At 61.8% G+C, this 21201-nt stretch carries 16 protein-coding genes; 10 read left to right on the forward strand and 6 right to left on the reverse strand.

The window, feature by feature from the left end:
- Positions 1–24 precede the first annotated feature (24 nt).
- The 10 genes from CK486_RS02055 (at position 25) to CK486_RS02100 (ending at position 14093) form a co-directional block, all read left to right on the forward strand.
- Positions 25–912, forward strand: coding sequence for an NAD(+) kinase (locus CK486_RS02055; RefSeq protein WP_095938608.1), 888 nt, complete (start codon positions 25–27; stop codon positions 910–912).
- On the forward strand, positions 912–1889 hold the full coding sequence (locus tag CK486_RS02060) for a metallophosphoesterase (RefSeq protein WP_095938609.1): 978 nt from the start codon (positions 912–914) through the stop codon (positions 1887–1889). The genes CK486_RS02055 and CK486_RS02060 overlap by 1 nt, the downstream gene beginning before the upstream one ends.
- Positions 1886–2740, forward strand: coding sequence for a rhomboid family intramembrane serine protease (locus tag CK486_RS02065; RefSeq protein WP_095938610.1), 855 nt, complete (start codon positions 1886–1888; stop codon positions 2738–2740). Before CK486_RS02060 ends, CK486_RS02065 begins: the two co-directional genes overlap by 4 nt.
- Before the next feature lie 39 nt (positions 2741–2779).
- The gene (locus tag CK486_RS02070) at positions 2780–3046 is read left to right on the forward strand and encodes a YeaC family protein (RefSeq protein ID WP_095938611.1); all 267 of its coding nucleotides are present in this window, start codon (positions 2780–2782) and stop codon (positions 3044–3046) included.
- Positions 3046–3873, forward strand: a complete 828-nt coding sequence (locus tag CK486_RS02075; protein WP_095938612.1) for a DUF2797 domain-containing protein — start codon at positions 3046–3048, stop codon at positions 3871–3873. Before CK486_RS02070 ends, CK486_RS02075 begins: the two co-directional genes overlap by 1 nt.
- 12 nt (positions 3874–3885) lie before the next feature.
- Positions 3886–6543, forward strand: a complete 2658-nt coding sequence (pepN, locus tag CK486_RS02080; RefSeq protein ID WP_095938613.1) for an aminopeptidase N — start codon at positions 3886–3888, stop codon at positions 6541–6543.
- Between the two features lie 385 nt (positions 6544–6928).
- Positions 6929–8980: a DUF1302 domain-containing protein gene (locus CK486_RS02085; protein WP_095938614.1), complete on the forward strand. Its 2052-nt coding sequence runs from the start codon at positions 6929–6931 to the stop codon at positions 8978–8980.
- Between the two features lie 63 nt (positions 8981–9043).
- Positions 9044–10414 carry a DUF1329 domain-containing protein gene (locus CK486_RS02090; RefSeq protein ID WP_095938615.1) on the forward strand — a complete coding sequence of 457 codons (1371 nt, stop codon included), beginning with the start codon at positions 9044–9046 and terminating at the stop codon, positions 10412–10414.
- Between the two features lie 187 nt (positions 10415–10601).
- Positions 10602–11681 (forward strand): YCF48-related protein, encoded by a 1080-nt coding sequence (locus CK486_RS02095; RefSeq protein WP_095938616.1) that lies wholly within the window; start codon positions 10602–10604, stop codon positions 11679–11681.
- Positions 11682–11714: 33 nt separating this feature from the next.
- Positions 11715–14093, forward strand: coding sequence for an RND family transporter (locus CK486_RS02100; protein WP_095938617.1), 2379 nt, complete (start codon positions 11715–11717; stop codon positions 14091–14093).
- 87 nt (positions 14094–14180) lie between these two features.
- Here the strand turns inward: CK486_RS02100 and CK486_RS02105 are convergent, their stop codons facing one another.
- Genes CK486_RS02105 through CK486_RS02130 form a run of 6 tightly spaced genes read right to left on the reverse strand, consistent with a single transcriptional unit; the run spans position 14181 to position 21004 of the window.
- Complete coding sequence (locus tag CK486_RS02105) at positions 14181–15812, reverse strand: BatD family protein (protein ID WP_095938618.1); 1632 nt, start codon at positions 15810–15812, stop codon at positions 14181–14183.
- Positions 15809–17599: a VWA domain-containing protein gene (locus tag CK486_RS02110; RefSeq protein WP_256574342.1), complete on the reverse strand. Its 1791-nt coding sequence runs from the start codon at positions 17597–17599 to the stop codon at positions 15809–15811. Before CK486_RS02110 ends, CK486_RS02105 begins: the two co-directional genes overlap by 4 nt.
- A complete protein-coding gene (locus tag CK486_RS02115) occupies positions 17596–18606 on the reverse strand; it encodes a VWA domain-containing protein (protein WP_095938619.1) in 1011 nt (336 codons plus the stop codon). Before CK486_RS02115 ends, CK486_RS02110 begins: the two co-directional genes overlap by 4 nt.
- Positions 18599–19090: a DUF4381 domain-containing protein gene (locus CK486_RS02120; RefSeq protein ID WP_095938620.1), complete on the reverse strand. Its 492-nt coding sequence runs from the start codon at positions 19088–19090 to the stop codon at positions 18599–18601. The genes CK486_RS02115 and CK486_RS02120 overlap by 8 nt, the downstream gene beginning before the upstream one ends.
- Positions 19087–20022, reverse strand: a complete 936-nt coding sequence (locus tag CK486_RS02125; protein ID WP_095938621.1) for a DUF58 domain-containing protein — start codon at positions 20020–20022, stop codon at positions 19087–19089. The genes CK486_RS02120 and CK486_RS02125 overlap by 4 nt, the downstream gene beginning before the upstream one ends.
- A gap of 22 nt (positions 20023–20044) precedes the next feature.
- Complete coding sequence (locus CK486_RS02130; RefSeq protein ID WP_095939043.1) at positions 20045–21004, reverse strand: MoxR family ATPase; 960 nt, start codon at positions 21002–21004, stop codon at positions 20045–20047.
- Between the last annotated feature and the right edge of the window lie 197 nt (positions 21005–21201).

The raw sequence follows: 21201 nt of genomic DNA on the forward strand, positions 1-21201 counted from the left end.
CGGGTCTGTCGTTCAGGGAGTGCCATGGATCAGTTTCGCAATATCGGCATCATCGGTCGTCTGGGCAGTTCCCAGGTGCTCGATACCATTCGCCGCCTGAAGAAATTTCTTCTCGATCGTCAGCTGCATGTGATCCTCGAGGATGCCATCGCCGAGATGCTGCCCGGCCATGGCCTGCAGACCAGCACGCGACGCCATCTGGGCGAGATCTGTGATCTGGTCATCGTCGTCGGTGGTGATGGCAGTCTCTTGGGCGCCGCCCGCGCGCTGGCCGGCTCCGGCGTGCCGGTCCTGGGCATCAACCGCGGTAGCTTGGGCTTTCTCACCGATATCCGCCCGGACGAGCTGGAGCTTAAGGTCGCCGAGGTGCTCAAGGGTGACTACCTGACCGAAAGTCGCTTTCTTCTGCAGGCCGAAGTGCGTCGGCATGGTGAAGCCATGGGGCAGGGCGATGCGCTGAATGACATCGTGCTGCACCCGGGCAAGTCGACCAAGATGATCGAGTTCGAGCTGTATATCGACGGTCATTTCGTCTGCACACAGAAGGCCGATGGCCTGATCATCGCCACGCCAACCGGCTCCACGGCGTACTCGCTGTCGGCGGGCGGGCCGATCATGCATCCCAAGCTGGATGCCATCGTGATTGTGCCGATGTGCCCGCACACCCTGTCCAGCCGGCCGATCGTGGTCGACAGCAGCAGTGAGCTGAAGGTGGTGGTCTCGCCCGATCTGCAGATCTACCCGCTGGTTTCCTGCGACGGGCAGAACCACTTCACCTGTACCCCAGGCGACACCATCACGGTGGGCAAGAAACCGCAGAAGTTGACGCTGATTCATCCGCTGGATCACAACTACTATGAGGTCTGTCGAACCAAACTGGGCTGGGGGAGTCGCCTCGGCGGGAGCGACTGATGCTCGACTCCTCGCGTGGCTATGACCTGATCGGCGATGTGCATGGTTGTGCGCTGACCCTGGCGCGCCTGCTGGAGCAGCTGGGTTACCGTCAGCAGGCGGGCGTGTGGCGTCATCCGCAGCGCATGGCGCTGTTCGTCGGCGACATCATTGACCGTGGCCCGCGCATCCGCGAGGCGCTGGAGATTGTCCGGCGCATGGTCGAGGGCGGCAGCGCGCTGTGCCTGATGGGTAATCACGAATTCAATGCCCTGGCCTGGACCACCCCGGCCACGGCGGGTTCGGCGCAGCAGTATGTGCGTGAGCACACGCCGCGGCATGAACGGATGATCCGCGAGACCCTGGCGCAGTTCGAGCAGCATCCGCAGGAGTGGCGCGACAGCCTCGACTGGTTCTATCAGTTGCCGCTGCTGCTGGATGCCGGCCGTTTCCGTCTGGTGCATGCCTGCTGGGACCCGGAACTGGTGCAGGCCCTGCGCACGCGTCATGCCGATGCGCGCATCGACCGGCAATTCGTGCAGCAGGCCGGCGAGCGCGGCAGCGTGGCGCACCGGATCAGCGAGCGACTGCTGCGCGGGCTGGATCTGCGTCTGCCCCACGGCCTCACGCTGACAGGGCATGACGGTATTACCCGTGCGTTTTTCCGCACCCGTTTCTGGGAAGCCGATGATGAGCCGCAGACCTATGGCGATGTGGTGTTTCAGCCCGATGCCTTGCCCGAGGGGATTGCCGGTCATCCGTTGTCCAGCGAACAGAAATCCCGGCTGATGCTCTACGGGCGCGATGAGCCGCTGCTGTTTGTCGGTCACTACTGGCGGGCCGGCACGCCGGCGCCGATCCGTCCGAATCTGGCCTGCCTCGACTACAGCGCGGTCAAGTACGGAAAGCTGGTGGCCTATCGCCTGGACGATGAAACGCAGCTCGACCCGGGCAAGTTCGTCTGGGTCGATGTCGAGCGGCCGGAGCGCCGGCCATGAGTGCGGTACTGGCCATGCGTTTGCCGGTCGAGCAGGATCTGGCGGCATTCGTGCAGTTGCTGCAGCGCCTGCAACTGCCTCACCGGGTCACCGAAGAGGCGGGTGAGCAGTTGCTCTGGGTACCGGATGAGGCGGTGGCCGAACAGGTGCGCGGGTTGTTCGAGCGCTACCCGCAGGGCGCCGAGCTGCCGGCCGCGCCGGTTGCCGCCGGGCGACCGGGGTTCTGGCGCACGCTGCGCGCGGCGCCGCTGACGCTGGTGCTGCTGGCGGTGACCTTGCTGGTGGCCTTGCTCAGCTGGGGTGGCGAGAACCTGGCAGTGGTGCGCTGGCTGAGCTTCATGGATTTCCGGGTAGAGGGGCAGCACCTGTTGTTCGTGCCCCTGAGTGACAGTCTGGCTGCCGGCCAGTGGTGGCGCCTGTGGTCGCCGGCGCTGCTGCATTTCGGCGTGCTGCATCTGGCGATGAACAGCCTGTGGATCTGGGAGCTGGGGCGCCGCATCGAGTGGCGCCAGGGCGGTCTGGTGCTGCTGATGCTGGTGCTCAGTTACAGCCTGATCAGCAATATCGGCCAGTACGTCTGGAGCGGGCCGGGCCTGTTCGGCGGACTGTCCGGCGTGCTCTATGGCCTGCTCGGGCATTGCTGGATCTACCAGAAGCTCGCACCCAATCCACTCTATCGCCTGCCGCCGGGTGTGGTCGGCATGATGCTGATCTGGCTGCTGGTGTGCATGACCGGTATCTTCGAGCTGGTACAGCTGGCGGCCATTGCCAATGCGGCGCATGTCGCGGGCCTTCTGGCGGGTTGTGGTACCGGTCTGCTGGGCGGTGCGCTGGCGCGTTCGCGCCAGTAGAATGCCCGGCATATTCAATTGCTGTTGCGGAGTGAGTCCATGTCGAATTTTGCTGAAGTGGCCAGCACCATCAGTGTCGAAGTCTATGAGAGCTTCAAGTTGGCGGTGGAAATCGGCAAGTGGCCGGATGGGCGCAAGCTGAGTCAGGAGCAGAAGGAGCTTTGTCTGCAGGCGATGATTGCCTATGAGCTCAAGCATGTCCCGGAAGATCAGCGTACCGGTTACATGGGCCCGCAGGAGTGTCAGTCCAAGGCTCATGAAGTGCCGAACATCCTGTTCAGCAGCAAAGCGGATACCCTGCACTGATGGCATTGCTGGGCCAGGGCGCGCTGCGCAAGATGGCGGCGCAGCTGGCGGCGCCGGTCAGTTATCAGTTCTGTCTGGATGATCAGCGGGTCGAGGTCAATCCGCTGATCGGCCAGTCGCTGCGTATCGAATATCTCGGGGCGATCCACTGCACCCACTGCGGGCGCAAGACGAAAAAGAGCTTTTCTCAGGGGTACTGCTATCCCTGCTTTACCAAGCTGGCGCAGTGCGACAGCTGCATCGTCAGTCCGGAAAAATGCCACTACGAGGCGGGAACCTGCCGCGAGCCGAGCTGGGGCGAGCAGTTCTGTATGACCGATCATGTGGTCTACCTGGCCAATTCCTCCGGGGTGAAGGTCGGCATTACCCGCGCGACCCAGGTGCCGACGCGCTGGATCGATCAGGGCGCCAGTCAGGCGCTGCCGATTCTGCGGGTAGCCACCCGGCAGCAGTCCGGACTGGTCGAAGACCTGCTGCGCAGTCAGGTGGCTGATCGCACCAACTGGCGCGCGCTGCTCAAGGGTGACGCCGAGGCGGTTGATCTGCCGGCGGTGCGTGAGCAGCTGTTTGACCATTGCTCCGAAGGGGTGTCGGCGCTGCAGCAGCGTTTTGGCCTGCAGGCCATTCAGCCGCTGGCGGACGCCGAGCTGGTAGAAATTCGCTATCCGGTCACGGCTTATCCGGCCAAGATCGTCAGTCTGGATCTGGAAAAAACGCCACTGGTCGAGGGTACGCTGCTGGGCATCAAGGGCCAGTATCTGCTGCTCGATACCGGCGTGATCAATCTTCGTAAATTCACGGCCTACCAGGTCGCCATTTCTCAGTAAGGGCCACAAGCCATGCGCAACGATCAACCGAAAGTCATTTTCCTCAAGGACTATCAGGCCCCCGACTACCTGATCGACGAGACTCACCTGACCTTCGAGCTGTTCGAGGACCAGGCCCTGGTTCACGCGCAGCTGATCCTGCGCCGCAATCCGGCGCGTGGCACTGATCTGCCGCCGCTGGTGCTCGATGGCCAGCAGCTCGAACTGCTCTCGCTGAAACTCGATGATCGCGAGCTGGCGGCTGGCGACTACCAGCTGGATGACAGTCACCTGACCCTGCAGCCGACGCAGGCCAGCTTCGTCATCGACAGCACGGTGCGTATCCATCCGGAGGCCAATACCGCGCTGGAAGGCCTGTACAAGTCCGGCAAGATGTTCTGCACCCAGTGCGAGGCCGAGGGTTTCCGCAAGATCACCTATTACCTCGACCGCCCGGACGTGATGAGCAAGTTCACCACCACGCTCAGCGCCGATAAGCAGCGCTACCCGGTGCTGCTGTCGAACGGCAACCCGATTGCCAGTGGTGAAGAAGAAGGCGGCCGGCACTGGGCAACCTGGCAGGACCCGTTCATGAAGCCGGCCTATCTGTTTGCCCTAGTAGCTGGTGACCTCTGGTGCCTGGAAGACAGCTTCACCACCATGAGCCAGCGCGAGGTGGCGCTGCGCATCTACGTGGAGCCGGAAAATATCGGCAAGCTGCAGCACGCCATGGACAGCCTGAAGAAGTCCATGAAGTGGGACGAGGAGGTCTACGGCCGTGAATACGATCTGGATATCTTCATGATCGTGGCGGTCAACGACTTCAACATGGGCGCCATGGAGAACAAGGGCCTTAATATCTTCAACTCCAGCTGCGTGCTGGCGCACCCGGAAACCGCCACCGATGCCGCCCACCAGCGGGTCGAAGCGGTGGTGGCCCACGAATACTTCCACAACTGGTCGGGTAACCGGGTGACCTGCCGTGACTGGTTCCAGCTGTCGCTCAAGGAAGGCTTTACCGTGTTCCGCGATGCCGAGTTCTCGGCTGACATGAATTCGCGCACGGTCAAGCGCATCGAGGATGTGGCCTTCCTGCGTACCAACCAGTTCGCCGAGGATGCCGGTCCCATGGCTCACGCGGTGCGCCCGGAGTCCTTTATCGAGATTTCCAACTTCTACACCCTGACCGTTTACGAGAAAGGTTCGGAAGTGGTGCGCATGCTGCGAACCCTGCTGGGGGCCAAGGGCTTCCGTCAGGGCAGCGACCTGTACTTCGACCGTCATGACGGCCAGGCCGTGACCTGTGATGATTTCATCAAGGCCATGGAAGATGCCAACGGCGTCGATCTGACCCAGTTCAAGCGCTGGTACAGTCAGGCCGGTACGCCGCGCTTGGAGGTCAGCGAGAGCTATGACCCGGCGGCCAATACCTATCGCCTGGCGTTCCGCCAGAGCTGCCCGGCCACGCCGGGGCAGGGCAAGAAGGAGCCTTTTGTCATTCCGGTGGAGCTGGCGCTGCTCAATGACCAGGGTCGTGAGCTGCCGCTGCAGCTGGTAGGGGAGGACGCGCCAGTGGGTATTGTGCGCGTCCTGCAGATCACCGAGAGCGAGCAGGCCTTCACCTTCCTCAATCTGGCCGACAAGCCGCTGCCATCCCTGCTGCGGGGCTTCTCGGCGCCGGTCAAGCTGCACTTTCCCTATAGCCGCGATCAGCTGATGTTCCTCATGCAGCACGATTCGGACGGTTTCAACCGCTGGGAGGCTGGTCAGCAGCTGGCGGTGCAGGTGTTGCAGGATCTGGTTGGCCAGCATCAACGTGGCGAGCCGCTGGTGCTGGATGTGCGCCTGGTTGAGGCGCTGCGCAGCGTGCTGGACAATGAGGCGCTGGACCCGGCCATGGTTGCCGAAATGCTGGCGCTGCCCAGCGAGGCCTACCTCACCGAGATCAGCGAGGTGGCGGATGTCGAGGCCATTCATGCGGCGCGTGAGTTTGCCCGTCTGCAGCTAGCCATGGCGCTCAAGCCCCAATTGCTGCAGCGCTACCAGCAGGCCCGCGCGGCTTCGCGCGCCGAGCCCTATGCGGCCACGGCCGGGCAGATTGCCCGCCGGGGCCTGCAGAATATTGCCCTGTCCTACCTGATGATCCTGGGCGATGCCGAGGTGCTGGCGGCGTGCGAAGAGCAGTTTGCTGCCGCCGACAATATGACCGAGCGCCTGCATGCCATGGCGGTGCTGGTCAATTCATCCCATGAAGCCGAGAAGTCGCGCGCATTGGCGCAGTTCGCCGAGCAGTTCAAGGATGATCCGCTGGTGATGGATCAGTGGTTCAGTGTGCAGGCTGGTTGCAGCCTGCCGGGTGGTCTTGAGCGAGTGCAGGCGCTGATGGCGCATCCGGCTTTCAGCCTGAAGAACCCGAACAAGGTGCGCTCGCTGATCGGCGCCTTCGCCAATCAGAATGCGGTGAACTTCCACCGGGCTGATGGCGCCGGTTACCGCTTCCTGGCCGACCAGGTGATCATCCTCAATGCCCTCAATCCGCAGATCGCCTCGCGCCTGCTGACGCCGCTCACCCGCTGGCGCAAGTATGCCCCGGCACGGCAGGCGCAGATGCGCGAACAGCTGCAGCGCATCATGGCCGAGCCGGCGCTATCGCCGGATGTTTATGAGGTTGTGAGCAAGAGTCTGGCTTAAGGCTTGTTACCGAATATTTTCTGTAACGCTCCGTGTAACTTTTTTACACGTTTTGGTTGGGTTGGATGGTGCTCAATGCTTGGGCCGTGCCGGCGAGGTTGTGGCGATCTGTAGCAATTGGCGCCAAAGGGGGTGGCCAATTGCGCCGTTAGCGGGGGTGTTGTTCGGAATTATCCGAGTGAATCGTTGGTCATTTTTTGAATATGAGTAAATCGAGCGTGTGGGGCTTTGTGCTCTGTTTTTTGGCTTGATCTTTGCGTTCAAAAAACGGTTTTGTGCTGATGCTGCGGTTTGCGGGCGTCGCGTTGGCTAGAAGGGTCGTGGTTAGCGACTTATAAGTGCCCTGTCTGCGGGGCTATAACGATCTGTCCTGGAGTAAATGTCGATGGAAATCAAATGCCGTAAGCCAATGCTCGGCTTGGCGCCGATCAAGGCCGGTTTTGCCCTTGCGGGCGTGTTGCCGCTGCTGGTCGCAGCACATGCCAATGCAGTTGAATTCAGCTTCGCCGAGGGCGAAGTCAATGGATCCATCGATACCACCGTGTCCTACGGCCAGTTGTGGCGCGTGCAGGGGCAGGACAAGACCAATAACGATATCAACGGTAACGACGGCAACCGCAACTTCGATACCGGCTTGGTTTCCGAAGTGTACAAGGTGACTTCCGATCTGGAAGTGACCTATCAGAATTACGGCGCCTTTGTGCGCGGCACCGCTTTCTATGACACCCAGATCATGGATAAGCGCAACGATTACTACGATGCCAATACCCCGGTTCAGCCGTCGCAGAACTACCCGAACGACGACAGCTTTACCTATGAGACCCGCCACAAGGCCGGTCGTAATGCTGAAATCCTCGATGCCTATGTCTACGGCAACTGGGATGTGGCCGATATGCCGGTTGGCGCCCGTCTGGGTCGTCAGGTATTCAACTGGGGTGAGGGTATTTTCTACCGTGGCGGTGTGAACACCACCAACCCGGTGGATGCTGCCAAGTTCCGCCTGCCGGGTTCGGAGCTGAAGGAAGTGCTGGTGCCGGTGGAGGCGCTGAGCTTCAACCTGGGTCTGACCGACAACCTGTCGATGGAAACATTCTACCAGTTCAACTGGAAAGAAACGGCCATTGATCCGGTAGGTACCTACTTCTCTGAAACTGATCTGTTTGCTGATGGTGGTAATACTGCTTACAACCAGAGCGGTTCGCTTGCGGGCCTGCTCTCGCCTGGAGCCGCGTTCTTTAGTGGAGTTCCGAATCCGGGTGTGAACAATACTTCGCTGTATAACATGCTTGCGTATGGTGGGTTCTCAGGGATTACTGGCGCGGTTGCTCCAGGGACTGGGGGGCTTCAGGGTAGTCAGTTTGCCAATGGCAATGCCTTCAATGTCGCTGATATTGGCACCGATATAAATGCCAAGAACGATGGGCAGTTCGGCGTCTCCTTCAAGTATGTGATGGAGGAATTGAATTCGACCGAGTTTGGAGCCTACTTCGTCAATTACCACTCGAAGGAGCCCTACATCAATGCTGACATCAATACTGCATATGATGGTATTACCGGTCTCGAATATAACGCTCTTGTAACTAATGGCAACGTTGTCGCGGCGGCGGGTGGTGGTGGCTTGGCTGCTCAGCAGCGTGTTGCTGCCGGCTTGCTGGCTGTCGATGTTGCCAATCAGGTGGGTGCTCGCCGTGAGTATGTGGAAGATATCCGTACGTATGGCCTGAGCTTCAATACCACCCTGGATGAAACCTCGGTCTTTGGTGAGTTGGCTTACCGCCCGAATCTGCCGATTGGTATCGCAACGACTAACGATCTGCTGGGTCAGTTGCTGGGGCAGGCAACTCAGGTCGCGCTGGGGCAGAATGTCAGCGTAGGCGGTCAGTCTGTTGGTCTGAATGGCAATCGCACACTCTCCAACTATGAGCGTGTCGAAGCCTTCAATACCTCCATTGGGGCGATTCAGAACTTCGGAACGGCGCTGAGCTTTGACTCGCTGTTTGGCGTAGCTGAGCTGGCTTCCGAGCACGTGCGTGGCAGTGATCTGCAGTACATGGGGCTGAATGCCAGTACTGGCCGTGTTGAGAATTTGTACTACGCCGGTCGTGCGAACGGCTCCTATGCTTCGGGTTACGATCGCGATGACCAGATCAACAAGAATGCCTACGGCTATACCCTGTTGCTGCAAGGTACCTGGAACGACGTCTACGCTGGGGTAAACTTTTCGCCTTTTGTGGTCTACAAGGATGACTTCGAGGGTAACTCGCACCAGACTGGCAACTTCATCGAAGGTCGCAAGGCTTATACTCTGGGTCTGCGCGCCAGTTACATGAATGCGCTGGAAGCCGAGCTGCAGTACACCGAGTTTTACGGTGCCGGTCAGAACAACAACACGCGCGACCGCGACAACGTCGGTCTGAACGTCAAATACTCCTTCTAATAACTATTAAAAATGCACCGGGTACGTCTGTGCCCGGCTGCTGATTCACCACGGAGAACCACAATGCTGAAAAAGCACACGCTGATTGGCGCGGCTGTTGCCTTTGCGCTTTCTGCTGGTAGCGCCCTGGCGGCTGTTTCCTCGGAAGAGGCTGCCAAACTGGGTAAATCCCTGACTCCCTTCGGCGCCGAAAAAGCGGCCAACGCGGCTGGCACCATTCCTGAGTGGACCGGTGGCATCACCAAGGCTCCGGCTGGTTACAGCAAGCCGGGTCAGCACCATGTTGATCCGTTTGCCGGTGACAAGCCGCTGTTCACCATTACCAAGGCCAATCTGGATCAGTACAAGGCCAACCTGACCCCAGGTCAGATCGCCCTGTTCAATGCCTATCCGAACAGCTTCCAGATGCCTGTTTACCAGAGCCGTCGCTCTGGTTCCGCGCCGCAGTGGGTGTACGACAACACCATCAAGAATGCCACCAGCGCCAAGCTGATGGATGGCGGTAACGGATTCTCTGATGCCTACGGCGGTATTCCATTCCCGATTCCGCAGAATGGTGTTGAGGCTCTGTGGAACCACATCGCCCGCTACCGTGGTTCCTACATCGTGCGCCGTGCTTCGGAAGTGGCCGTGCAGCGTAACGGTGCTTACACCCTGGTGACCTCGCAGCAGGAAGCCATGTTCAAGTACTACGATCCGAAAGGCTCGTACGCTGACCTGAACAACATCATGTTCTACTACCTGTCCTTCACCAAGAGCCCGGCGCGTCTGGCTGGTGGTGCCGTACTGGTACATGAGACTCTGGATCAGGTGAAAGACCCGCGTCAGGCCTGGGGCTATAACGCTGGTCAGCGTCGCGTGCGTCGTGCGCCGAACCTGGCCTATGACACCCCGATTGCTGCTGCTGACGGTCTGCGTACTGCCGACGACACCGATATGTACAATGGTGCGCCGGATCGCTACAACTGGAAGCTGGTCGGCAAGAAAGAAGTCTATATCCCGTACAACAACTACAAGGTCACCAGCCCTGACGTTAAGTACGAGGATCTGCTGAAAGTTGGCCACCTGAACCCGCAGTTTACTCGCAACGAGCTGCACCGCGTGTGGGTTGTTGAAGGCACTCTGAAGTCCGGTGCCCGTCACATCTACTCCAAGCGTACCCTGTTCCTCGACGAGGACAGCTGGCAGGCTGCGGTTGTCGATCAGTACGACGGTCGTGGTGAGCTGTGGCGTGTGTCTGTGGCTTATCTGAAGAACTACTACGAGCTGCCGACCACCTGGTCTGCGCTGGATGTGTTCCACGATCTGCAAGCGCGTCGTTACCACGTGCAGAACCTGGATAACGAAGAGCCTGCAACCATCGATTTCAGCCAGGCGATTCCGGATGACGGTTACTTCAAGCCGTCTGCCCTGCGTCGTCGCGGTACCCGCTGATTCGTCTGTGTTGAACAAAAAGGCCGCTACTTGTAGCGGCCTTTTTGTTATGGTCGTCAAGTCATGGCTTACAAAACATAACGACACGCCGATTGTCAGGGCTTTTCAAAGCTGGATAGCATAGGTGTTCTGTTGGGGAGCCCTGTATCCCTGCTACACCACCTATAACAATAAGGGGGAAAGGTGTATGTGTGAGCCCGTCATGCGGCGCACTACGTTTGATGCGCGTGCGCGCCAGGGAATGTCGGCCTTGAGTCTGCGTTCGCCACTGGCCAAAGCGCTTTCGCTGTTTGGCGCATTGTCACTGCTGACTGCTGCCGCTCTGCCGGTTCAGGCCGAAACTGCGCCTGCCAGCGTCTATTCGGTTATCTCGCCAAAAGCTCAGCACAGCCTGCTGATGGATGTTGCGCTGGCCGGCAATCGTCTGGTGGCGGTGGGTGACCGCGGCCATGTCCTTTTCTCCGATGACAACGGCGTCAGCTGGACTCAGGCCAAGGTGCCTTCGCGTCAGATGCTGACGGCGGTGTTTTTTGTCAGCCCGCAGAAGGGCTGGGCGGTCGGTCACGATGCGCAGATTCTGCACACCACCGATGCCGGTGCCACCTGGACTTTGCAGTTCGAAGATCTCGAACGTGAAGCGCCACTGCTGGATATCTGGTTCCAGAACGAGCAGCACGGTTTGGCCGTGGGTGCCTACGGTGCGCTCCTAGAAACCACCGACGGTGGCCAGAACTGGGAAGATGTCAGCGACCGTCTGGATAACGAGGATGGCTATCACCTCAACAGCATCGCCGCCATCACCGACTCCGGTCTGTTCGTGGTGGGCGAGCAGGGCAGCATGTTCCGCTCTGCTGACTGGGGCACAACCTGGGAAACCGTCAAAGGACCCTACGAGGGCTCGTTGTTTGGCGTGAGCGGTAACGGTGCCTCGGCCGGCGTGCTGGTCTATGGCCTGCGCGGTCACCTGTTCCGTTCCACCGATTTCGGTGGCAACTGGCAGCAGGTCGAGCTGAGTGCGGCCAATGGTCCGCTGGAGTTCGGTCTGTCAGGTGCCAGCCTGTTGTCCGATGGTTCGCTGGTCATCGTCGGTCACGGCGGCAGCGTGCTCAAGAGCACTGACGCCGGGCGTACCTTCAGCGTGCTCAATCGCAGCGATCGTCTGTCTCTTTCTTCGGTTAGCGCCGCAGCTGACGGCAATTTGATCCTGGTCGGGCAGGGCGGTGCGCATGTCGCTTCGCCGACGGGCGCCAGCCTGGACCAACAATAACAAGCCGGGGCTTTTTACAAGGATAAGACTGCGATGAGTAACCATCACCAGGACAAGGCGACCTTTCTCGAACGCCTTATTTTCAACAACCGGCCTGTGGTCATTCTGCTGTGTACCCTGGTCACTCTCTTCCTCGGCTGGCAGGCGACACAGATTCGTCCGTCGACCAGCTTTGAGAAGATGATTCCGCTGAGCCATCCGTTCATCCAGAACATGATGGAGCACCGCAACGACCTGTCGAACCTCGGCAACACCGTGCGGATCTCGGTGGAAGCGGTCAATGGCGATATCTTCACCAAGGAGTACATGGAAACCCTGCGTCAGGTCAGCGACGAGGTGTTCTATATCCCCGGTGTTGATCGTGCCGGTCTGAAGTCGCTGTGGAGCCCGAGCGTACGCTGGACCGAAGTGACCGAGGAAGGCTTTGCCGGTGGCGAAGTGATTCCGCAAACCTACGACGGTTCGGCTGCCAGCCTGGAAGAGCTTCGCAACAACGTGCTCAAGTCCGGCCAGATCGGACGCATGGTGGCGAACAACTTCAAGTCCAGTACCGTGGACATCCCGCTGTTGGAGTCGTACCCCGACCCTGAGGATCAGGGCAAGCTGATCAAACTGGACTACCGTGAGTTCTCCCACCAACTGGAAGAAAAGGTACGTGACAAGTTCCAGGCGCAGAACCCCAATGTGAAGATTCACATCGTGGGTTTCGCCAAGAAGGTCGGCGACCTGATCGATGGTCTGATCATGGTGGTGGCGTTCTTCGGTATCGCGCTGGCGATTACCCTGGTGCTCCTGTACTGGTTCAGCTGGTGTATCCGTTCGACCATCTCGGTGGTATCCACCACCCTGATTGCCGTGGTCTGGCAGTTGGGTCTGATGCACACCGTGGGCTTCGGTCTCGACCCGTACTCCATGCTGGTACCGTTCCTGATCTTTGCCATCGGTATTTCTCACGGCGTGCAGAAGATCAACGGTATTGCCCTGCAGTCCAGTGGCGCGGATAACGCCCTGACCGCAGCGCGCCGCACCTTCCGCCAGCTGTTCCTGCCGGGCATGATCGCCATTCTGGTGGACGCTGTCGGCTTCATCACTCTGCTGGTGATCGATATCGGCGTGATCCGTGAGCTGGCCATCGGCGCTTCGATCGGTGTGGGCGTGATCGTCTTCACCAACCTGATTCTGCTTCCGGTGGCGATTTCCTATATCGGCATCAGCAAGAAGGCAGTCGAGCGCAGCAAGGCCGATGCCGTGCGCGAACATCCGTTCTGGCGTCTGCTGTCGAACTTCGCCCACCCGGTTGTGGCACCGGTTTCGGTGGTGATTGCTCTGTCCGCCGGTGTGGCTGGCTTCTGGTACCAGAAGGCCCATCTGCAGATCGGTGACCTCGATCAGGGTGCACCGGAGCTGCGTCCGGATTCTCGCTACAACCAGGACAACGACTTCATCATCAAGAACTACTCGACCAGCTCCGACGTGCTGGTGGTGATGGTCAAGACCGGTCCGGAAGGGTGCTCGACTTACGACACCCTGGCGCCCATCGACGAGCTGATGTGGACCATGCAGAACACCCAGGGTGTGCAGTCGGCGATTTCCCTCGTGACCGTCTCCAAGCAGGTCATCAAGGGCATGAACGAGGGCAACCTGAAGTGGGAAACCTTGTCGCGCAACCAGGACGTGCTGAACAACTCGATCAGCCGCGCCGAGGGCCTGTACAACACCGATTGCTCGCTGGCGCCGGTGCTGATCTTCCTTGAAGATCACAAGGCCGAGACCCTCAAGCGTGCCGTTGCAGCCGTCGAGGCTTTCGCAGCCGAGCATGACAGCGAAGACCGCAAGTTCCTGCTGGCTGCGGGTAACGCCGGTATCGAAGCGGCAACCAACGTGGTAATCGCCAAGGCCGAACTGCAGATCCTGATTCTGGTGTACATCTGCGTTGCCGTAATGTGCCTGATCACGTTCCGCTCCTTCGGCGCCATGCTCTGCATCATCCTGCCGCTGATCCTGACTTCCATCCTGGGTAACGCGCTGATGGCCTGGCTCGGTATCGGTGTCAAGGTGGCAACCCTGCCGGTGATTGCGCTGGGTGTGGGTATCGGTGTCGACTACGGCATCTACATCTACAGCCGTATGGAGAGCTTCCTGCGTGCCGGTCTGCCGCTGCAGGAGGCCTACTACGAGACGCTGCGCTCGACCGGTAAGGCGGTGCTGTTTACCGGCCTGTGCCTGGCGATCGGCGTGGTGACCTGGGTCTTCTCGGCGATCAAGTTCCAGGCCGACATGGGCCTGATGCTGACCTTCATGCTGCTGTGGAACATGTTCGGTGCCCTGTGGCTGCTTCCGGCACTGGCTCGCTTCCTGATCAAGCCGGAGAAACTGGCCGGCAAGCAAGGTGGTTCGCTGTTCGCTCACTAAGCGACCGGTAATGAAAAACCGCGGCCATGAGCCGCGGTTTTTTATGTCTTCTGAAAAGCCGGATGATTAATCCGGTGAGGCTGGCACTTAGCGGGGGTAGAGCGGCGGCAAGCTGTTTTCCGGGGTTGCCGTCTCGGCGCTGAGTGCCGGCAGGCCTTTGACCGCTTTCCACAGAGCTTCGCCCTGCCAGTTCTGCCCGCTTTCGCTGTAGAGTGCACCATTGAGACCGTCGAGCGCTTCGGAGAGCGGGGCAAAGCGTGCGGCCATGTCAGCGAGCGTTTCCGGTTGCTGGCGGGCCCAGGCGTCCAGTGCCTGCCGGGTGGCCTGTGAGTCGTTGGCCAGACAGGCGCGCTTGAGATCGTCGAGCAGGGTACGCGGGCTTGGTCCGGTACTGGCTGTCGCGGCAACAGCCGGCTGTTTGCGCGCGCGCCACCAGAGCCCAAAGCCCAGCGCTGTGGTCAGGGCGAAGAGACCGGTGGACAGCTGCCATGGCCACAGGCGCTGGCTGCCTTGCGTCCCCTCGGCAACTGCACCGCCGGGCATGGCTTCGGCCTGCAATTGCGGATTGATCGCCACCTGCAGGCGGCGCTCAGGCAAGCGGGCGTATTCAAGGCTGTCGGTACGGGTGTTCCACCACGGCACTTCGATGGCCGGCAGCACGATCTCACCGCTGCGGGTGGGTACCAGCGCCACACTTTCCTCGCGGCTGCCGAGCAGTCCGCGTTCATCCGCCTGATTACGCGTCTGTGGTTGCTCGGGGTAACGGCGCAGTCCGCTCACCTCGGCCTGCTCCAGCGGCGGCAGCTGAGAGCCGGACAGACCATCGGCCTTGAGCAGCACGTTACGCGTCAGCGATATGCCCTCCATGGCTTTCTGTGGCTCCGGGCTCCAGGCCTCGCTGAGGCTGACGGCGGCGGCCGGCAGCCAGGGCGCATCGGCAGGGAACTCGGCGGGGCGTGGTTTGACCCGCAGCGGAATCTCCGGCGATTTGACCCGTGCTGCTTTGCCCGGACGCGAACCGAAGGGCATGAAATCCTGATTCTGACGCGTATCGACCATGGTGGCGCTGAACAGTTGGGCGGGGATCAGCAGATCACCGCTTTTTTGCGGGTAGATGGCGTAGCGCAGTTCGATCACGCCATGGCGGACGCCGTTGATGACCTGCTCGAAGGTCTTCGGTTCACCCAGCGGTTCGACCCGGGCATCGCTCATCTGCAAAGGGGTCAGGCTGCTGTCGTCGTACAGCGACACCGAGTGATAGATACGCAGGGTAAGGATCGTCTGGGCCTGCACATAGACTTCCTCCTGAGACAGACTGGCATCGATGAAGACAGGCGCCACGGACGTGCTGCCGGTCGCGTTGCTGGTATCGACCTGCAGTTGCAGCGCCGGGCTGTGGCTGTCGCCGATCTGCAGGGCGGGAATTTCCAGCTGACCGGTACGCCGCGGCAGCAGGCTGATGAGCCAGCGCGTGCTTTGCTGTGTGCCGCCAGCGCCGGTGCTCAGACTGCTGACCTGGCGTGAACCGAGAATCTCGAAGTCCTTCTGCAAAGGGCTCAGGTCCGGCGTGCTCTGAAGCATAGCGCCCTGACTCTGCAGGGTCAGCTCGACACTTTCGCCTTCGCTGACCTGAGTGCGGTCCAGGCTGGCGCTGATACCGGCGGCCAGGCAGTTAAGGCTGAACAGAGCCGGCACGGCGGCGCGGAGAATGGGATTCATGGCCGGTTTTCCTGGCGTTGCTGTTGTTCGATCCAGAACTTGCGCTTGAGCAGTTCGGCAGGGTCGTCGGGAATCTGCCGAAGCCACTGCTCCAATGCCTGTTGCTGCTCGCTGCTGAGACCTTCGCTGGCGATGCTGGCCGGCTGCTCAGGCTTCTCTGCTGTTGCCGTGTCACGCTGAGCAGCATCGCCCTGGCCTGTATTGGCGGGCTCTTGGGGTTTTGCCGTCGATGGAGGCTGGGCTTGATCCGGACGCTGTTGGGTGGAAGGTGCAGGATTCTCCGCGGGCTTCTGGGCTGTACCGGATTCGCCCCGCTGTTTATCAGTGTCTTGCGCAGGGGAGGGCGGCGACTGTTGTGCACCCTGACCGTGCTGATCGCCGGAGCTTGGCTCCTGCTGGCTTTGTTGCTGTTGCTGTTGCTGTTGCTGTTGCTGGCGCAGCAGTTGCTCGACCAGCGCCCGGTTGTGGCGGGCGGCCTCGAGATCGGGTTGTTTCTCCAGGGCGATGTCATAGGCATCCAGCGCGGCGGCCAGCTCGCCACCCTTGGCCAGGGCGTTGCCACGGTTGTAATGGGCGCTGGCCGTGTCGAACTGGGCAAAGCGCTCGGCAGCGGCGGCGTAGTCGCCGGCCGCGTAATGCGCCATGCCTTGCCATTGTGGATCGTTAAAGCGCTTGGCCGCTTCGCCAGCTTTGCCTTGCTCAAGCAGTTGGGCGCCTTGCTGATCGGCCCGCTGCCACAGGTCGGCCCATTCCAGAGCGCGTGCCTGAGGCTGCCACAGCGGGCAGAGCAGCACCAGAAACAGCCAGCCGCGACGGCCGGCGCAGGCTGCCAGCAACAGCAGGGGCAGCAGCAGCCAGTAGCCCTGATCGGACCACAGGGCGAGGATCGCCGGGTCCCCTTCTTCGCGTAGACTGTCCGGACTGCCGAGCAACTGCAGGCGCTGTAGGTCGGTGTCATCCAGGCTCAGGCTGGCATAGCGCCCGCCCTGATCGGTGGCCATGCGGGCAAGCGAGCTGTTCTGCAGGCGCGGAATGACGATGGCGCCGGCGGCATCCTTGAGAAAGCCACCGCCCTCCAGAGCAATGGGCGCGCCGGCGGCAGTGCCGACACCAAGGATATCCAGGCGTACCGGCTCACCGCGCAAGGCCGCGCTTATCCCGTCCTGTTCTTCGCCGCTCAGCTGGCTGGTCAGCAGGAGGATGCGGCCGCTGGCGGCGCCGGCCTGCTGTAACAGTTCAACCGCGTGGGCAATGCCCAGGTCGGCACGCTGGCCGCTCTCGGGCATGATCGAAGGCTGCAGGGCCTGCAACAGGTTGCGGCTGGTCATCAGGTCGTCGGACAGCGGCACCACGGTGTGGGCGCTACCGGCATACACCACCAAAGCGGTCTGTGCCTCCTCTCGGGCCTTGAGCAGGTCCTGCAGTTTGCGCCGGCTCTGTTCCAGACGGTTGGGCGGCAGGTCGGCGGCGAGCATTGCCGGCGTCAGGTCGAGTACCACGACCAGCGGGTCGGCGCGCTTGATGCGGCTGTGTTCGACGCGCTGCCAGCTGGGGCCGAGCAGGACCAGTACGGCCAGCAGCCAGGCGACACCCAGCAGCCAGGCGCCGCGATAGCGTTGGCCTCGGCCAGTGCTGAGCAGGGCTTGCTGCATCAGCGCCGGCAGCAGCAGTTGCCAGCGACCGCTGCGCTTCTCGCGATGCCACAGTTGCCACAGCAGCCAGCCGAGCAGGGGCAGAGCCAGTAGCCAGAACGGTCGCAGCCAGTGCGGCCATAGCTCTTCGATCATGCCGACCTCCGGCGCAGGCGCTGCCAGGCATCCGGCCACAGCTCCAGGGCTACCAGAAGCATGCTGGCCAGCAGAGCCAGACCCAGTGGCCAGGCATGCAGGCCGTAAGTGGGGCGGGCCGAAGTGGCTTTCTGGCTGACCGGCTCGAGCTGGTCGAGGGTCTGGCCGATCTGTTGCAGTTCATCGGCGCTGCGTGCCCGGAAGTACTGACCACCGCTGAGACTGGCGATTTCGCGCAGGGCCGGCTCGTCCAGATCCAGACCTGGACTCAGGCCCAGCATGGCGGCCACACCGGACTGCGCCGGCTCGGCACCGATACCGATGGTGTAGATACGAACCCTGGCTTCGGTGGCGAGTTTGGCTGCAGTGGCCGGGTTTATCTCTCCGGCGGTGTTGGCGCCGTCGGTAATCAGCACCAGCACGCGGCTTTGTGCCGGACGCTGACGCAGGCGTTTCACCGCCAGACCGATGGCGTCGCCGAGGGCGGTATTCTTGCCGGCGATGCCGATCTGCGCTTCCTCCAGCCAGGTCCGCACGGTGTGACGGTCGAAGGTCAGCGGCGACTGCAGGTAGGCCTGGCTGCCGAACAGGATCAGACCGACCCGGTCGCCCCGGCGGCCTTCGATAAAGTCGGCAAACAGCGCCTTGACCAGCTCCAGGCGACTGATGTCCTCGCCCTGCCAGTGCATGTCGGGGTAATCCATGGAACCGGAGACATCTACGGCCAGCAGCAGGTCGCGGCCGCTGGTAGGCAGTGGTTGCGCTTCACCTATCCATTGCGGACGTGCCGCGGCCAGTAACAGCAGCAGCCAGATCAGGGCGAACGGTGCCTGTCCCTGCCAGGCAGGCAGGCGGGCTTTGGCGCGGCGGCCGGCAAGGCCTTCGAGTTCGCCGAGAAAACTCACCCGCAGCGCAGATTCGCCGCTGTCGGCGGCGGGCAGCAGGCGGCGCATCACCCAGGGCAGCGGCGCCAGAAGGAAGACCCACGGCCAGGCAAATTCAAACATGCTTGCGAATCCAGGTGCTGACCGCCTGCTGCAGGCCGGCGACAGCCTTCTCGTCGAGGCGGACATCGGCGCGGTAAGCCCCTTCGACCAGCACCATCCAGCGGGTCAGGCCGGCAGCCGGGCAACGCGAGTCGAGATAGGCCAGCCAGGCACGGCCACTCAGGGTCAGGCTGGGATCGTGGGGGTGGCGGCTCTGGCACAGGCGCTTGAGCAACTGGTTGAGCTGCTGCAGCCAGGGGCCGGCGGGCTCGCCGGTCTGCGGTGTGGGCAGGCGCTCCAGCTCCAGTAGGGCGGCTAAACGCAAGGGGTCGATGAGTTTCTCCTCGCCCGGTTGCTTGCGCCGTGGGCGGCGTTGCCACAGGCGCCAGAGGCCCCAGAGCAGAGCCGCGAGCAGAATGGGCAGCAGCCACCAGCCGGGGGCTGGCGGCCAGGCGCTGATGGCCGGAGGGGCGATGAGGGGCTCAAGCTGATCCAGCGGGTTCATCGCCTGGCTCCCAGTGGATGCAACTGATCGCGCAGTTGCTCGACCAGTTCGAAGCGGGTCGACAGTGGCAGCAGGGGCACGCCGAGTTTCTGTGCCAGCCGCTGCCAGCGCGAGCGGCGGGCGTCGGCCAGTTCGCGGTAGCTGTTGCGCAGGTGTTCGTCCTGGGTGTCCAGCTCCAGCTCGGCCTCGCCCTCGGCAAAACGCAACAGGCCGGCGCTGGGCAGGGTATGGTCGAGTGGGTCGTTGAGCGGCAGCAGGATCAGGTCGGTATGCCGGGCAAGCAGCGCCAGCTGCTGTTCGGCGGTGTCGTTGAGGGTGCGCTCGTCGCAGAGAATCACCACCAGGCTGCCGGGGCGCAGCACTTCGCGGGCACGCCGCAGGGCCAGGCTGAAGGTTTCCCGTGGGGCGCGGCCGTCGCTGCAGCCCAATTGCTGATTGCTGCGTACCAGCACGTTGAGCAGTTGCAGCAGGCTCTGTTTGCTGCGCCTCGGTTTGATCTCATGGTGTTCCTGGTCACTGAACACCAGGCCGCCAATGCGGTCGTTGTGGTTCAGCGCGGCCCAGCCGAACAGAGCCGCGGCCTGGGCGGCAAGCACTGACTTCAGGCACAGAGCCGAGCCGAAGAACAGCCGGCTGCTCTGTTCGATCACCAGGAAGACCGGACGTTCGCGCTCCTCATGGAATAGCTTGGTGTGCGGCTCCTGGGTACGGGCAGTTACCCGCCAGTCGATGGTGCGTACGTCGTCGCCGGCTTGATAGGCACGCACCTGATCGAAGTCGACGCCACGGCCGCGCAGCTTGGAGTGGTGCAGGCCGATCAGCGGGCTGCGCCGGGCCGGGGTGGAAAACAGCTGTACTTCGCCGATCCGATGGCGCATCTCGATGAGTTCGCCGAGTGAGACGCGGATGCCGGGTTGCGAGGGCAGCTGCATGGGCGGGATCTGTCCGTGGCCGTCAGGCCACGGCCACCACGTCGAGAATGCGCTGGATCACGCGGTCCTGATCAATACCGGCGGCTTCGGCCTCGAAGGTCAGGATCAGGCGGTGGCGCAGCACATCGAACAGCACGGCCTGCACGTCTTCGGGGCTGACGAAGTCGCGTCCGGCCAGCCAGGCATGGGCACGTGCGCAACGATCGAGGGCGATGGTGCCGCGTGGACTGGCACCGTAGGTCAGCCAGCCGGCCAGCTCGGCATCGAACTTGGCCGGAGTACGGGTGGCCATCACCAGCTGCACCAGGTACTCCTCCACGGCGTCGGCCATATACAGACCGAGGATTTCGCGGCGCGCGGCAAAGATGGCGTCCTGGGTCACCGGTTGGGGCGGCGGGGCTTCGCCATTGAGGGCATCGCCACGGGCCTGCTGGAGAATCTTGCGTTCCACGGCCGCATCCGGAAAGCCGATCTTCACGTGCATGAGAAAACGGTCGAGTTGGGCTTCGGGCAGCGGGTAGGTGCCTTCCTGTTCGATCGGGTTCTGCGTGGCCATCACCAGAAACAGCGGCGGCAGGTCGTAGGTGCTGCGGCCGATCGATACCTGGCGTTCGGCCATCGCTTCGAGCAGCGCCGACTGCACCTTGGCCGGGGCGCGGTTGATCTCGTCGGCCAGCACCAGGTTGTGGAAGATCGGCCCCTGCTGAAAGGTGAAACTGCCGGTTTCCGGGCGATAGATCTCGGTGCCGGTGATGTCGGCCGGCAGCAGGTCGGGCGTGAACTGGATGCGGTGAAACTCGGCCTCGAGGCCGGAGGCCAGTTCCTTGATGGCCTTGGTCTTGGCCAGGCCTGGGGCGCCTTCGACCAGCAGGTGTCCGTCGGCTAGCAGGGCAATCAGCAGGCGCTCAACCAGTTTTTCCTGGCCGAGGATCTGGGTTGCAAGAAAATGTCGCAGCGTGACAAGCGCTTCACGGTGATCCATCGCTATGCTCTTTTCAATTGTGACCACTGGGTCAGAACCGCCGGCGGCGGGCGGCAGCCACTTTAAATCATTCGGCTGCGCTTCGACCAACTCGCTGCCTGCAAGTTGCATCACGGTTCTGCATTTATGTGGCTCGCCTATGCTTCCTCACAGCAACGTTTTTCAGAGCAACGCTTCCTCCCAACAACAAAACCTGC

The sequence above is a fragment of the Pseudomonas sp. HAR-UPW-AIA-41 genome, from assembly GCF_002304225.1.
Classification (GTDB): Bacteria; Pseudomonadota; Gammaproteobacteria; order Pseudomonadales; family Pseudomonadaceae; genus Aquipseudomonas.